Below are 14,852 nucleotides of genomic sequence, written 5' to 3'. Positions count from 1 at the left end.
AACGATCTCCTGAATTACCGCGGATGGATAGAACGGGCTGCGCCAAAGTCACTCGGACCTGGCGTCCAGGACTTCTCCGAAGGCTTGCCACGTCGTGCCGGTCCAGCGCTGCAGCCGCATCTGCGTCCAGATCATGTTCTCGGTCTCGCTGGTGTTGACCTTGATCCCCGGCAGCACGGTCGGAACGACGACGTCTTTCAGGTTCTTCGCCTGCGCCAGAATATTCTTCCGCGACAGATCATCACCGCATTGCTTGAGGATTTGCTCGAGCAGGACGCCTTGCTGATAACCGGTCAGATAGCTGCCGTTGGTGATATCGGCCCCCTGCAGATACTTGTCGAAAAATGCCCGGTAAGCCCGCATGCCCGGATCGTCCTTCCATGTCTCGTCCAGGACATCCTTGTTGGTCGTGCCGACCATCACGCCGACCGATTTGTCGAGCCCGGCCGGTGCAAGCGTGCCTCCGACCGATCCGGACGGGAAATTGATGATCACGGTCGCCTTCCAGCCGATCACTGAAGCCTGCCGGATGGCCTGTGCCGCGAACTTCGGCGTCCCGGCGATCACCAGGGCCTCGGCTCCCGAGCTCTTCAGATTGGTAATCTGCGAATCAATGGTCGGTTCGGTGACCTCGTAGGACGCAGTGACGACCTTGCGATCGAAATCCTTGCCGAGAAACGCCTTGAAGGCAGCGACGTAATCTTTGCCGAGATCGTCGTTCTGATAGAGGATGGCATACTTGGCGTTCGGCAGCGTCTTCGTCAGGTATTTGGCGTAGATTCTTCCCTCCGTGTCGTAGCTGACAAGGCCCGTGGTGAGCAGGGGGTAATTGGCGACGTCCGTGAACTTGGATGAGCCACTGACGATCGCGACACTCGGTACCCCCTTGGCCCTCAGGTATTTTGCAGTGGCCGAGATGCCGGGCGTGCCGAGCTGGCCGAACATGAACGACACTTCGTCGCTCTCAACGAGCTTGCGGACGTGCTCCACCGCCTTGGGAGGACTATATCCGTCGTCATAGGCGATGTAATTGATCTTGCGTCCGTTGACGCCGCCACGGTCGTTCAAGGCCTGGATGTAGGCCATGAGCCCCTTGCCCACGAGACCGATCGATGATGCCGGTCCGCTGAAGGGAAAAACCCCGCCGATCTTGATCTCGGTGGCAGAGATTCCCGGCTCGTCGGCGGCGAACGCGGGACCACTCAGGAATAGAGCCAGAGCCGCGACGATCTTCCATCTCACCAGCATTGCGTCCTCCCAAACTTGCATCCCTTTTCGGGTGTGCGGCTTTGTTTTGTTGCGCCGGTGGCGGCTCGTCGCGCCCTTTGCGAAGAGGCATCACGCAGAACGGGTCCAGCCGTAAATCCGGCACGTCGCGGCCGTTGCGTTCGGCCATCTCGTGCGCAGCCTACAGTTCTTTTTTTGAACTCGTCAAGCGCTTAGATGCTCACGTGCCGTGACTTGGACGACGGGCCGCGCTCTCGTACTTGGAAATAATTTGGTCCAAATCGGGCGCGAAATGGCGCGTTTTCGACTATTCCAGGACAGGATCGCTGGCGTATTTCCACGCCGCTGTACACATTCTTTTTTTGAACTAACATTCTTTTTTTGAACTATAAGGCTGGCGCGAGGCCACGCAGTGCCTGGCTTATCTAACCAGACACCACGGCGCAGCAGGGATAGATCTCGCCGAGCCCTACTCGGCGACGATTGCTGTTCGCAATTCTGCATCCTTCGCCGAACGCTCATAGAGCTCGTCCGGGGCCGGCTTGACGCGAAACCAGGCCACATAAAGCGCAGGAAGGAACAGCAGGATCAGGACCGTGCCGACTGCCGTGCCGCCAATCAGCGTGTAGGCCATCGATCCCCAGAACACGGAATGCGTCAGAGGAATGAAGGCCAGCACGGCGGCAAGTGCGGTCAGGATCACCGGCCTGGTGCGTTGCACGATGGCTTCGATGACGGCGTGATAGTCATCGAGGCCGGCAGCACGATTCTCCTTGATCTGTTCGGTCAGGATCAGGGTGTTACGCATCAGGATGCCTGCCAGTCCGATCAGGCCAAGAATGGCGTTGAACCCGAACGCAGGATGATGAAGAACAGGGTGACGGCCCGTTCGCGAATGGCGATCGCGGAAAGATTGAGGTTCATCTGCTAACTTATAATTGGCTGGGCGGCAGCTTCCTTGAGGCCAGCTGCCGCTTGCGCGGCAAGCCCGCGCGCGGCTTCCTGTGAATCTTGAAATTCCTCGAGTGCATGGACTCTGCCCCACCGCAGGGTGAACACGTGGAGACCGCGGTTGACGTAGGAGCCGTCGCCGTCGAGCAGCGTTGCGGTGCCGTCCCACTCGACAAACACGGTGGTGTTCCAGGGCCAGCCCTTCACCCAGACGTTGTTGACCTTGATTTGGAGCGCGGGCAGGACGCGTCCGAGCCGCTCGAACCAGCGGCGCAGGGCCGCTTTGTCGTGGCGCTCCCCGCCCAACGCGTGATTGCCGGAAACACGGTGATGGATGTGCGGCGCGACCGCCTTCACCGCTTCATCCCAGCGATGGTTGTTGACATGGTCGAAGGTCTTTCGGATCTCCTGCTCGACGATGTAGCTGTACATGTGCTTCTCCAGTGGCTGGCGCGGAACGATTGAGACTCTTCAGTTGCTCCGGCTTTCAGCGGCGGTCCTGACACGAGCGCCCTCCTGCAGGAGGTGAGCGCCGAGCGAAACAATCGCATCACCAGAATTCAAGCCGGAGATCACGGCGGTTTCGTCGGTCACCCGAACAAGCTTGATCGGCCGAAAGCGTACGGTTGAGGTGGCGCTGTCGAGGATCCAAACTCCGGTCTTGCGGCCATCATCGAGCACTGCTCCGAGCGCCACCTGAACTTGCGGCTCGCTCGTCTGGCTCGGCAGCCGAATGGTCACCGTCGCGCCAAGTGGTGCGGCCGCGGCTTCACCGTCCAGGACATATCGGGCTTCATAGGTTCGGGTCAGGGCATCGGCGGCGTCGGACAATTGCCGCAAACGCGCCGTATAGCGCCACCCTTCGGCTGCTCCGTACACGCTGGCCTCGGCCACGGAGTCGATTGCCGGCCGGATTGTTTCAGGGAGCGCGACCACCGCCTCGCGAGGACCGGCCTTGGCAATCCGAACAACCGTCTGGCCGGCCGAGACGACCTGCCCGGGCTCGCCAAGCGTTTCGACCACCGTTCCGTCCGCGTCCGCGACCAGGATCGAGTACGTCGCCTCGTTCTCGGCAACCCGTGCATCGGCTTCAGCCGCGGCCTTGGCTTGCTCGTAGCGCTGTCGGGAAGCCCAGCCGTTGCTCACCAACTTGGCGTATCGCTGTTCGTCCGCTTCGGTCTGCACGACGGACGCGCGCGCGGCAGCAACGGCGTTGCGCTTCGCCGTGACCGCGAGACGAAGGTCGGTTTCGTCGATCCGCATCAGCGGCTGACCGGCTGTGACCTGCTCACCGGTATTCACAAGCCGCTCCACGATCTTGCCGGGAACGCGAAAGCTGAGGCTGCTCTGCACCCGCGTCCCGATGATGCCGGTGAAGCCACGCTCCGATCCGGTCACCCGCGCCGCAGCCGTGATCCTGACGATCGGGGCTCCTTGCCTCGGATCGCTCACGGCCGAGGCTGCCGGCGGGCGAAGCGCAACGAATGCGGCCACCGCGCATCCCGCGATCAGGACGCTCCCCAGCACGATCATCGGTCTTGTCATAACATCGCCTCATGCCAGATAGATTGCGTTCGATCTCTATATCGGATAATAGATGTCGAACGCAATCTAAATGGGGAGGCCAATGATGCGAGTGAGTCGCATTCAGGCTGAGGAAAACCGGCAAAACGTCATCAATGTCGCAAGCCGCCTGTTTCGGTCGCGGGGATTTGACGGCATCGGCCTCAAGGACCTGATGGAAGCTGCCGGGCTGACCCAAGGCGCATTCTACAAGCAGTTTGAGTCAAAGGAGGACCTGGCCGCACAGGCGTCGGCGCGCGCGCTGGAGAGCGCCACGCTTCGATGGTCGACCGCCATCGCCGCGAACCCTGAGGATCCCCTTGGGGCGGTGATGGGGTTCTATCTCAGGACGGGCCATCGCGACGAAAAGATGGACGGTTGCCCGATCGTGGCGCTCGGCTCGGATGTGGCCAGACAGAGCAGCGAGGTGAAAGCGTCGTTCGAAGGCGGGATCAAAGCGCATATCGAAATCCTCAGCCGCCTGATTGCCGAAACGAGCGACGAGGAATCCAGGAGCAAAGCCATGGCCATTCTTTCGACGATGGTCGGGGCGTTGACACTCTCACGCGTCGTCAACGATCCCGATCTCGCTCAGGCCTTTCTGGAAACGGCGTCGCGACAGATTCGCGACACTGTCGCCGCTTGAGGATCGGTGCTTGATAACTCACAGGGAGAACGCAAATGCGCAAAGCAGGGATACACAATTTTCCGGCAATCGATCGTGTCGTTTACGGCAAAGCTGCGTCTGACGCCTTGAACGATGAAGCGGTGCGGCTGGATGCCAAGCGCGTCTTCCTGATCGTCAGCCGCACCTTGAACACCAAGACCGACGAGATCGAGAAGATCCGGCGCGCGCTCGGCGAAAGACACGTCGCGACATTCGATGGAATTGCAGAGCACACCACGCGCAAGCAAGCTGCCGACGTTGCCCGTCAAGCCAAAGACGCCGGAGCCGACCTGGTCGCCGCCGTCGGCGGCGGCTCGGCGATCGACCTCGCCAAGATCGTCATCATGGCGATGGAACATGACATCACCGACGAAGCGGGCTTCGATCCCTTCCCGATGGGCCTTGGGGTCACCGTCTCTCCGTTCCGATCGCCAAAGGTCCGACAGATCGCGGTGCCATCCACGCTGAATGGCGGCGAATACAATGCAGCCGCGCTCGTCACCGATGAACGCAACAGGCTGAAGCAGATTTTCTTTCATCCCCGGATGATGCCGGTGGCTATCATTCTCGACCCCGCGCTCACCGTTCATACGCCTTCCAAGCTCTGGATGGGGTCGGGAACGCGGTCGATGGACCACGGCATCGAAGCCTTGTGCTCACCCGCTGGCACGCCGCTCGCCGACGAGGTCGTCCTGGCCGGCATTCGCACCCTGCGTGAGGGAATGCTGCGAACCTTGCAGCAACCTGATGATCTGGAGGCGCGCCGACTGTCTCAATACGGCGCGTGGCTCGCCGCTTTCGGCCTCCAGGCGCGGGTGCCGATGGGAGCCAGTCACGGCATCGGCCATGTGCTTGGCGGTACCTTCGGTGTTCCGCACTACTATTGCACACCAGTCATCATGCCGAGCCTGCTTCGGTACAACAAGCCGTTCACCGAGGATGCGCAACAGCGCCTGGCGACGGCCCTTGGCGAGCCGGGCATGGAAGCCGCCGCCGCCTTCGCGCAATTCACCAAGAAACTTGGATTGCCCGGCCGTCTTGCCGACGTCGGGATCGGCGAAGACAAATTTGATCAGATCAGCAAGATCGCGATCAATCATCGCTTCGTCCAAGCCAATCCGCGGCCATTCAAGAGCGAAGCCGAGATCGTCGATCTGTTGCGAATGGCCGCCTAGCCGAATTCGCACAGGAAAATCCAGCCGCGACCATCAGCTCCGTTTGCCGAACTGTGGTCCGTAGGAAAGCGACTCGAACCCGACCCGAACAATCTCGTTTTCGTTCTGCAGCAAGCGATATCCTGCGGCGACGGGCAGAACGGATCGTCCGTTTTGCCCGCTCCAGTATCCTATACTACGATGAGCACGTCATCGATCTGTCCATTGGATCCGCGTGCCGAGTCGAATGGGTGACGGTATGGAAACAAGGGAAAGCCAACGGCAAGCTGGCCGCGTCCGCCCACACAAAGAACCTCGCACAAAGCGGACTTTGTTCTGGGCGTTGAAATGAAAAGAACCCGCATCGCAGGATCTTGAATGGTGGGCGCACCAGGGCTCGAACCTGGGACCCGCTGATTAAGAGTCTCATCTTTTATGAGTGCAAACAGCTACTTAGCTGTAAAATGATCGCCGAACGAGCCTATATAGATCAATAGGTTACACGTGAATTGTAAATCGCACGCGCAACCCGCGAGCCCTGCGTCCCGAACGTAAGTAGCAGTCGAAAAGATCAACGAAAACAGCGAACATAGGCCTCCTTGCGCACCCTGCTCGCAACGGCGAATGCGGCACCGACGTCGAGGACATACAGCGTCTCCCGAAGATCGAAGCCTTGATTGAAATCATCGCCGACGTGGAGACGATCACCAAGCAGGCGATACTGTCGTTCGTCGCGACAGTCAACGAGGGCGGAACGCCCAATCTTTTGCCGAAGGCGTCTCGAGATGCTACGGATTGGGTATCAGGGCTCCGTCGAGGACATGCACGACCATCTCTGGGAAGCAGTGCGATCGGGCCTGATTAGCGCCGCGGCCCACGATTCAAGACGCCGGTGAAGGATGGTGGGCACAGCGCAAGGGCGCCTTTGCCCACCCTACGGGCTGGTTCCTTCAGGATTTTGGATATGGACGCTATCTTTAAGGGGCATTCAATCATTGACCGCTGAAGAGTCCGAGGCAATCGCTGCTCGCATCTTTGCACGGATCACTGAGCTCGAGCTGGAGCTTGCCGCCCGGGATTTTAACATCCCCAAGAGCGGTGACGATAGGCCCACGTGACGAGCCGAGCGTATGTCCGTTTACGATCCACTACGGAGGGAGCTGGAGCGCACAACAGCGCAAACGATCCGCCTCACGTTTTCAGAAATCGAAGAAATTCTCGGGAGGCCGTTACCGCTGTCAGCCTACAGGTTCAGTGCGTGGTGGGGAAACGAGACTTCGCGCAAAGCTGGGCACACGCAAGCCATGGCGTGGCTGCAGTCAGGCTTCGCGGCTAGGGTTTCCCTGAAACAGCGAGCGGTGGAATTTCATCGACCTTGAAGGCTTTCACGTCGCGCCGCCTTGCGTTGCGCGGCTTTTCGCGCTTTCGGGCAGCGTCACTCCAGGGAATATTCGAATTCCACATGGCCTGCACCAGATCGTCGACCGAGCGGGTCGAAACGCCCTGCACATAGGCCTCCTGCACCACGGCGGTGAGCGCCTTCTCGGCCATGCGCCGCGGCTCCAGGAAGCCTGGGAAGTAGGAGTCCTTGCGCAGCTTGGGGATGCGCAGCTCGACGGCGCCGGCACGGGTCTCCCAGATCCGGTCGCGGTAACCGTTACGCTGGGCCAGGCGTTCGGGGTTCTTCTCGCCATAGGCCGCCCCGGTCTGGCCTCCCACTTCCAGCTCCATCAGACGCTGGGCGGCAAAGCCGATCATCTCGCGCAGCAGATCGGCGTCCGGGGTCTTCTCTACCAGCGTGCGCAGGTTCATCATGTCGTCGGTCATCGGTGGTTCCTCGGTTGCGTTGGCGTGTCGCAACCCGATCCTACCGGAGAACTGCCGGTGACCACCGCAAAGCCGCCCGCCCGCTACGGCGCAATTGGGGGCGCGCGTCCGGGCGGCTTTGCTCTACCGAGCTACACCACCACCGGGGACACGACCTCGTGCCCGCCGATCGCCCATCGCGACCTCTATCTCAGCCGCTCTACGACAAGGCGCCCTGCCAAATAAGCGGGCTTACGCGGACCGGGCTTTGCCGCTTCCGCGAGCCCGATGCCGCTGACATGGCGCTATTCGACTTTCGGACTGGAGCCGTTTTGAGCGGGCTTGCTCCAGCCGCCCCGGTGACGCAGCAGGCCGATTTGCTGCCGGATGCCATCTTCAGAGACTATTCATGGCGACGGTTAATCGAGCCGGGGCGCGTCCACGGTGAATGGCGCTCGCGAGGTCCTATAGTCGGCACCGTCATCAGTTCAGCTTGAAAAACGTCTGCCCTAGCCGCTCCTTGAGCGTTTCCAGTAATGACAGTCTTGTATCAGGCGCCGCAGCTTGCGCTCCCGTTGCGGGTGCGGGAATAATATTCAACGGTTTCGCTGTTCGGCGGTTAGAGGCTTTTTTCCCAGATTCGCCTTTTGCCGCATGCTTCGGCTTCAAGACCTCGCCGCCTGATTTCGGAGTGACCGGCTTCCCGGCGACGTCAAGTTCGGAGAATGCGCTCTGCAGAGGCCGAGCGGATTGCACCAACGTCGTCGATGTAGAAGGACTGATGTTCGACGGAGCCGCAAGCGTCGGCAAACTGGTATCGATTATTACCCGTTCAGGTGCCCGCTCAACTGAGCTGATCCTTATGGACGGTCGCTCTACGTCACTGTTCCCTGGGCCCAGCGCCTGCTGCGGCAGGCACCAGCCGATTCCGATCATCAACAGGACGAGAGCGCTGCCGACGAATCCGAAGTATTTCATCAAAGGCACAGGCCGCCTCCGTTTGGGGACGACCTTGCGGCCTCGTTTGTTAGCAAAAAGCTAAAGGTAGATTAAAACGGAAGACATGGTTACTACGCACGTTGCGATGCAAAGTGGCTATCTCGCGGGCGTCCGTGACTTCGATGCTGCGTCGTAGATCTCGATCTTCAGCATCGGATACTTGGCCAACAGTTCAAGGGCCGCTTTAGTCGCGGCGTCCTGATCAAGAAATTCGGTCTTGAAACGACCATCGACGAGCATCGCATAACCGGTGGCCGGCGCGAGGTCAGCACGCCGAACTTGGCTTGGTTGCGGACGTTCAAGGTGAAGGGTTGTTTTGTTCATTCCTTACTTATCCGGTTGGAGAACGCCCTTGCTGCTGAGGCTCTCGCAATTCGCCGAATTGAATGCTTGGGGTTTCCCAACCGGCGTAAGCACAAAACAAGAGAACAACGATCCGAAATGCAATCGACATGCCGCCCACCTTTTCTTATTGGTGACGACGGTACAAACAATGCCTTACGGCCAGCTTAGGAGAAAGGGTTTGCGCAAGGTATACGCCAGAGCGAAGAGGGACGTCGGCTTGCCATAGCCGCAGTCATATTTCCGTCGGTGACCGCACCGATTCAGCATTCTTGAATGAATTCGCTATCGTAACCAGGTGTACTGCGGCGGTGCCCAGCTGCTCCATTTCCTTGTCAGCAGTGTAGGCTGAAGCCGCTCGTCGATAGGCGATTGCAACGGTTGCGTATGCATCCGTGATCAGTACAGCTGAATGATCGTGTGCATCTTTTGCTTTCCGATCACGTACTTGGACGACTTTTGTCGCCGCCTGAGCGGCTAATTCGGCAAGCTTCTCGTTACTTAGGCTTGGATCATCAATACCAGGCTGACATGCAGAAGCTGCGCCGGCGATTGCCTGATAGTATTGGCGCTTTTGCCACTCATTGGCCGTCAGGTAGCTCTGCAGCAGGCGGCGAGCCCTCGCTTCAAGCTGCTTTCGATCGCTTCGGATCTTTTGATGATCTGAGCTAAGCCAGCGGAGCATCGTTTGCCTGTTCACTTCGGCGCCTAACGCAAAGATCGAGGGGCTATAAAGTTCCACCAGCACACTGAGCTCGTTCGCCCATCGCCCCCCGGGAAATGTTGAAGTCGATTACAGCCTGCAGGTCTAGCGAATGAGAACGAATTCTACGATGAATCAAGTGAGAGGAAAGAGGGAGTTGAGCGCAGGTCGAAAGTAATTTGCCTCCATGTTGCTTTGTCCGCCCTGCGAAGGATGCGTGCCGTCAGGGTATAAAGCTTGGTTTGCGGCAGCGGAGTCAGGGCCCCAGGTCGGATCGGCAGCCCAATCGACAACAAAGTCGCACTTTCCTTCACTCGGAAAACGTCGCAGAGCCCCATCGGCGGTGGCCCGGTTAACATTGAAGAGACCTTCGTTACGAGGATTGTGAGTGCTGATTCCGAGCTGCACGATTTTGCGTGAGGACTTAATTGCATCCTGGAAAGTGGCCAAATACCCGGCAAATGCAGCAAGCCACGCTGAAGCGTCAGTCGAACGAAGATCGTTTTGTCCGGCCTGAACGAACAGGATGTTCGGGACATCTTTGAATGCGGCGATCACCGACGGTTGTCGGCCGAGCATATCTGCAAGAAGAGCACCATCCGTCGCAAAGCATTGCTGACTAGTCTCATGGACAGCGTTTGGTAGGTAGAGGGTGTGGTACGATATCGTCCTGGCCCCGCCATTATCGACACTGGAGCTTGAGCCTTCGACGATGAGGTGACGCATCAGAGGCATTCTCGTCGTCTCCCAGTTGCAGATCATCAGTGCAGCCGTACCAAGAACATTTCGGCCCTACCTAGCTGCTCGGCGGAAGTGCATGGCGCCCTGCGCTGGTTGCACGAATCCGGTCATGCTCCCCCCAAGTAATCTGATTCAGCGCCTTGTTGTTCTGGTGCGACTTCCATTTGGAACGGGATCGAGCTGGGGCGTTTGTTCCTTGCAGCATAGGAGCTCAGAATGAGATCTTCCAGATTTCTCTTGGTAGCGGCGCTGGTTTTGACCAGCACATCGGCGCTGGCGCAAGCTGGCGGAAGTGGTTCAGGTGGAGCTTCGGGAGGAGGAACAGGCTCAGGCAGCACAGCGGCCGGCTCGATGTCGAGCAGTGGCACCGTGAACGGTACGGGTGGTTTGCCCGGACCTAACACGAGCAACGCTCTCAACCATCAAACCACGGGAAATCGGCTGGGCAATCCGGCTAGGAATGAGAACAATGGCTCTTCAACCCCCGCCAGCGGCTACGTCAACGATCCTACGATGAACAAGGCTGTGCAGGATTTGGGCAATACGAATACTGGTATTGTAGCGCCTACCCGCTAGGCCTCCGCCACCGGCGGGCGCCCCACATGAGCGCCCTGGTTGGAATTAGAACGGCTACCGCACGCCACGACGTGAAGACTATGCGGCGCGGCCCCAACGGGTTTAGCCAGACGGGCTCTTGGACTGATAAGCTTTTGCGTATTTCCTTATCAGTTCGCCAACTGACTCCATTTGCGACCGTAGCTGATACGGCCGTTTCCAATCGCGCGACGCCTTCCATGACCATAAGGTTGACCCTGGAGAATATCAAAGCGAGGCGTTCGCGTTTGTTGGGCTAGCACCGCAGTGCAGCTGTCGCATCCTTATCGAGGTCGCGTTTATAGCCCGTAATTACAACACCATAGATCGATCGATCCCTCTCCGGGCTTACGAGTCCATCGCGAACATCGCGTAGCACTGCCTGAGGATCCGGACGAAGCGGGTCGCCATAGCCTGGCGAAGCCATCGTGACTCGGAGCGAGAGAAGGTGACGAACGCCGTACTGGAGGACCTCGAATTGCACAACCATGACAGCCGCCACGGCCTTATTGTCGCCGCCTGCGCGGTTCGGATCAACCGTTCTCTCATCTCCTTCGGGTCAGAGGCTTCCCTCCACGCTGGCCTAAGCGCAGTCAGTTCACCTCAAGGGAGCAGGCCTACTGCCAAATTTAACTGAGGTCTGCGCGGGTCCCATGCGTTCATTTTATAGCTCGCTGATTATGCAGCAGCATCGGTGACGACGAAGCCAATGCTCGCGGCGACCGGCTGACACGTGACTGAGGCAGGAGGTCGGTTTCGGGAACAACCTGTCGGAGGCGTCATGTCTGCTCCGCAGGGTCTACATCGCGAGATAGCGCCTTCGAATATCATCATTTCCTGAAAGGCCTGCCGTGCTTTCACGATGTACGACTTTGCCCTTATCCATGACGAGCGCCTCCTGTGCAATCCGCAGGCAGAAATGCATGTTCTGTTCAGCCAGCAAAATCGTGGCGCCACCCGCGCCCAATTCTCGCAAGACCCTGCTGATGTCGGCGACAATGATCGGCGCCAGCCCTTCGCTAGGCTCGTCAAGCAGCAGGACCAGCGGGTTTCCCATCAGCGCACGAGCGATCACCAGCAGCTGTTGCTCGCCACCGGAAAGGCGGCCAGCCTGGCGGGATCGAAGCCTTGTAAGAAGCGGGAACGTTTCCCAGATCCGCGGCAGCGTCCAGTCACGCCGGCCGCCAGGGCCGCTCTTGGCCGCGATCTGGAGGTTGTCCTCCACACTGTGCTCGGGGAATACTTGCCGGTCTTCCGGCACATAAGCCATTCCCAGCTGCGCGCGCGCGTGAGGCGGTGCGTGCGTGATGTCGCGGCCAGCGAAGAAGATGCGGCCGCTGCGCACCGGGACAATGCCAGCGAGCGCCTTCATTGTCGTGCTCTTGCCCGCGCCATTTCGGCCGAGCAGCGCTAGTGTACACTTTTCCTGGAGCGCAGCATCGACACCGAATAGGATCTGGCTCGCGTGGTAGAACACGCTTACGCCCTCCGCACGCAAGAGCTCGGTCAAATCGCGTTCTCCTCTGCCCCAAGATAGGCGTCGATGACAGCCTGGTTGTTGCGGATCTGGTCTGGGGTGCCCTCGGCCAGCACCTTGCCGTAGCAGAGCACGCGAATGCTGCTGGCAACCTTGAAGACGATATCCATGTCGTGCTCGATGAAAATAAGTGTTAGCTTTCGGCGTTCCCAAAGAGCGCGAACGCGCTCAATCATGCGCCAGCGTTCGTCCGGGCCCATGCCAGCCGTAGGTTCATCGAGCAACAGCACTTTGGGCTCCAACGCGAGCGCAATAGCGATATCAAGCAGCTTCTGATCGCCATGCGAGAGGATGTTCGCCTCGACATCGGCAACATCGGTCAACCCGACGAACTCCATCACATCGTCCGCACGCTCGCGCATGCCAGGGGACGGAAAGCGATGAGACAGGCTGGCCCAGCGGCCGGCGTGGGCCGTAACCGCAGCCATCAAGTTCGCGCGCACAGTCATGGTCGGAAAACAACTCGCGACTTGGAAGGCACGCCCAATGCCCCGCCGCATGCGTTCCGTTTTGGAGAGCTGGAGAATGTCCTCACGGTCAAGCAGCACCTCGCCAGAATCGGCGATGAACGCGCCACTGATCAGGTTGAAGAAGGTGGTCTTGCCGGCCCCGTTTGGTCCGATAATTGCTGATAAGCTGCCAGAGGGAAAGGCAAGCGACACGTCGTCGATCGCGCGTACGCCGCCGAATGACTTGGTGAGATGATTGATCTCAACGTTCATCGCGCGCGCTTGCTCCAGACGAGGTGGATGAAATCGAGTACGCCTCGGCGCAGGCCAAGCGCGAATGCGAGGATCACGACGCCCAGGACAAGTCCGTGATACTCCGTGAAACGCTGCACCAGGTCATTCAGCGCGAGCAGGATCATCGCGCCCAGCACGGGCCCGAGAAAGCTGTTGATGCCTCCCAGCATGACCGCAAAAATGGCCTGGCCCGAGTTGGGCCAATCGGCCAGCTCGGGATAGGCGCCTGATACGAACAGGGCTGCCAGCACGCCTCCCATCCCGGCGAAGCCGCCCGCGATCGTGAACGCCAGCAGCCGGGCGCGCCACAGGACGATGCCGACAAAGCTGGCGCGTCCCGCATTGTCGCGGATCATGCGCAACGTATTCCCAAACGGACTCATCGAGACATGGCGGAGCGCCAATAATCCGAGCACGGCTACGATGGCGCAGAACTGGTATAGATGAAGCTGCGAACCCAGGTCGAAACCAAAGATGTGACGGCGAGGAATACCACCGCGCAACCCCTGATCACCTCCGGTCAGGCTCTGCCATGAGACAATAACGCTGAAGAAGAGCATCTGCACCGCGAGGGTGATGAAAGCGAAATAGTCCGTGCTTAGTCGGACGCAGATTGCGCCAACCACCAGAGCGGCGATGGTCGTCAGAGCCACCGCGAATAGCGCCGCGACGGGCAGAGACAATTCCGTCAACTGCATCGTGAGGCCAAATGCATAGGCGCCGAAGCCATAGAACATCCCGTGGCCGAATGAGACCATTCCTGTGGTGCCGACCAGCAGATTGAGCGACGTCGCGAACAGCGCCATCGCGCTGAGACGGATAATGAAGTCCTCGAAGGCCGGGCTACGGTGCAAGATTGGGATCGCGAGCAGCAAGATAAGCACGATCGCGGCGAACAGGGCATCGCGCGAGGCAGGATTGCGCTTCATAGGGGGCGGCCGAACAGTCCCTGCGGGCGCAGGACCAAGATACCAATCATGACGATGTAGATAAGCCCATCTGTGAAGCCGGGGAAGCCGATCGTGCCGAAGCCTCGAACGAGCCCGATGACGAGCGCCGCTACCATCGCGCCTGCGATCGAGCCCATACCGCCGATCACAGTGACGATGAATCCCTCGATCAGGATCGAAAAGCCCATGCCGGGCGAAAGCGAGCGAACGGGACCCGCGAGCGCGCCTGCGAGGCCAGCGAGCCCGCCGCCGATCGCAAAGACGATCGCGAACAGCACCGTCGTATTGACCCCCAGCGCCGAGACCATCTGCGGATTGACCGCCGCGGCCCGAACTGTCTTGCCGAGGCGCGTTCTGGACAGCCCGAGGCTGAGCACGATGGCGATCAGCGCAGCTATTCCGATCAGCACGGCGTAAAACGGAGGCACGACGCCGCCTGCAATGAACAGCGGCGGGACCTGAAAGGCAGCCGGCATTCCCATGGCGCGGAACTCGGGCCCCCAGACAATCTTGACGATGTCGTCGAAGATCAGCACCACCGCGTAGCACACCAGAAGCTGCATAAGCACGTTGCTGCCGTAGACCCTGCTCATCAGCACGCGTTCGAAGAGCACGCCAAACAAGGCCATGGCCACCGCACCCGCCAACACGGCGAGCGCGTAACTATCCGTCGCGGCATATGCGCTGTAAGCTACATAGCCGCCCAGCATGTAGAAGGTGCCGTGGGCGAAGTTGACGATCTTGAGAACGCCGAAGATCAGCGTCAAGCCGGCAGCCACCAGGAACAACAGCATGCCCACGATCAGGCCGCTGGTGGCCTGCGTCACCACACAGGCGGGGGTCGTAAAACATGCGCCGAGCGCGTTGAAGTCCAT

General features: G+C 59.6%; 14 protein-coding genes and 2 pseudogenes. 3 read left to right on the top strand and 13 right to left on the bottom strand.

Features of this window, described 5'->3' with window-relative positions:
* Positions 1 to 48: 48 nt before the first annotated feature.
* From IVB48_RS20800 to IVB48_RS20785, 4 genes and pseudogenes are all read right to left on the bottom strand, one after another.
* Positions 49 to 1,248 (bottom strand): ABC transporter substrate-binding protein, encoded by a 1,200-nt coding sequence (locus tag IVB48_RS20800; RefSeq protein WP_247402397.1) that lies wholly within the window; start codon positions 1,246 to 1,248, stop codon positions 49 to 51.
* Between the two features lie 448 nt (positions 1,249 to 1,696).
* Positions 1,697 to 2,083 (bottom strand): annotated as a pseudogene (locus IVB48_RS20795) (efflux RND transporter permease subunit); the annotation flags it as partial.
* 71 nt (positions 2,084 to 2,154) lie between these two features.
* Entirely contained in the window at positions 2,155 to 2,610 is a 456-nt protein-coding gene (locus IVB48_RS20790) for a nuclear transport factor 2 family protein (protein ID WP_247402394.1), read from the bottom strand.
* Between the two features lie 39 nt (positions 2,611 to 2,649).
* The gene (locus IVB48_RS20785) at positions 2,650 to 3,723 is read right to left on the bottom strand and encodes an efflux RND transporter periplasmic adaptor subunit (RefSeq protein WP_247402391.1); all 1,074 of its coding nucleotides are present in this window, start codon (positions 3,721 to 3,723) and stop codon (positions 2,650 to 2,652) included.
* 85 nt (positions 3,724 to 3,808) lie between these two features.
* On the opposite strand from IVB48_RS20785, the gene IVB48_RS20780 reads away from it, so the two are divergent.
* Positions 3,809 to 4,387: a TetR/AcrR family transcriptional regulator gene (locus IVB48_RS20780; protein ID WP_247359196.1), complete on the top strand. Its 579-nt coding sequence runs from the start codon at positions 3,809 to 3,811 to the stop codon at positions 4,385 to 4,387.
* Positions 4,388 to 4,422: 35 nt separating this feature from the next.
* On the top strand, positions 4,423 to 5,583 hold the full coding sequence (locus IVB48_RS20775) for an iron-containing alcohol dehydrogenase (RefSeq protein WP_247358904.1): 1,161 nt from the start codon (positions 4,423 to 4,425) through the stop codon (positions 5,581 to 5,583).
* Between the two features lie 1,440 nt (positions 5,584 to 7,023).
* Here IVB48_RS20775 and IVB48_RS20770 read toward each other — a convergent pair.
* Positions 7,024 to 7,389 (bottom strand): annotated as a pseudogene (locus tag IVB48_RS20770) (transposase); the annotation flags it as partial.
* A gap of 57 nt (positions 7,390 to 7,446) precedes the next feature.
* On the opposite strand from IVB48_RS20770, the gene IVB48_RS20765 reads away from it, so the two are divergent.
* Positions 7,447 to 7,614 (top strand): hypothetical protein, encoded by a 168-nt coding sequence (locus tag IVB48_RS20765; protein ID WP_247402388.1) that lies wholly within the window; start codon positions 7,447 to 7,449, stop codon positions 7,612 to 7,614.
* Between the two features lie 237 nt (positions 7,615 to 7,851).
* On the opposite strand, the gene IVB48_RS20760 is transcribed toward IVB48_RS20765, so the two are convergent.
* The 8 genes from IVB48_RS20760 to IVB48_RS20725 form a co-directional block, all read right to left on the bottom strand.
* The gene (locus tag IVB48_RS20760; protein WP_247402385.1) at positions 7,852 to 8,355 is read right to left on the bottom strand and encodes a hypothetical protein; all 504 of its coding nucleotides are present in this window, start codon (positions 8,353 to 8,355) and stop codon (positions 7,852 to 7,854) included.
* A gap of 108 nt (positions 8,356 to 8,463) precedes the next feature.
* Complete coding sequence (locus IVB48_RS20755) at positions 8,464 to 8,691, bottom strand: hypothetical protein (RefSeq protein ID WP_247402382.1); 228 nt, start codon at positions 8,689 to 8,691, stop codon at positions 8,464 to 8,466.
* A 253-nt stretch (positions 8,692 to 8,944) separates the two neighbouring features.
* A complete protein-coding gene (locus tag IVB48_RS20750; protein ID WP_247402379.1) occupies positions 8,945 to 9,457 on the bottom strand; it encodes a hypothetical protein in 513 nt (170 codons plus the stop codon).
* A 90-nt stretch (positions 9,458 to 9,547) separates the two neighbouring features.
* A complete protein-coding gene (locus IVB48_RS20745) occupies positions 9,548 to 10,138 on the bottom strand; it encodes an SGNH/GDSL hydrolase family protein (protein WP_247402377.1) in 591 nt (196 codons plus the stop codon).
* A gap of 1,408 nt (positions 10,139 to 11,546) precedes the next feature.
* Positions 11,547 to 12,257, bottom strand: coding sequence for an ABC transporter ATP-binding protein (locus IVB48_RS20740; RefSeq protein ID WP_247402374.1), 711 nt, complete (start codon positions 12,255 to 12,257; stop codon positions 11,547 to 11,549).
* The gene (locus IVB48_RS20735; protein WP_247402370.1) at positions 12,254 to 13,006 is read right to left on the bottom strand and encodes an ABC transporter ATP-binding protein; all 753 of its coding nucleotides are present in this window, start codon (positions 13,004 to 13,006) and stop codon (positions 12,254 to 12,256) included. The genes IVB48_RS20740 and IVB48_RS20735 overlap by 4 nt, the downstream gene beginning before the upstream one ends.
* Positions 13,003 to 13,902: a branched-chain amino acid ABC transporter permease gene (locus IVB48_RS20730; RefSeq protein WP_247402367.1), complete on the bottom strand. Its 900-nt coding sequence runs from the start codon at positions 13,900 to 13,902 to the stop codon at positions 13,003 to 13,005. Before IVB48_RS20730 ends, IVB48_RS20735 begins: the two co-directional genes overlap by 4 nt.
* A gap of 50 nt (positions 13,903 to 13,952) precedes the next feature.
* Positions 13,953 to 14,852: a branched-chain amino acid ABC transporter permease gene (locus tag IVB48_RS20725; RefSeq protein WP_027567913.1), complete on the bottom strand. Its 900-nt coding sequence runs from the start codon at positions 14,850 to 14,852 to the stop codon at positions 13,953 to 13,955.

Source organism: Bradyrhizobium sp. 76, from assembly GCF_023073025.1.
GTDB lineage: Bacteria > Pseudomonadota > Alphaproteobacteria > Rhizobiales > Xanthobacteraceae > Bradyrhizobium.
Note: the sequence above shows the minus strand (reverse complement) of the source record. Positions and strands in the feature narration are given on the sequence as shown.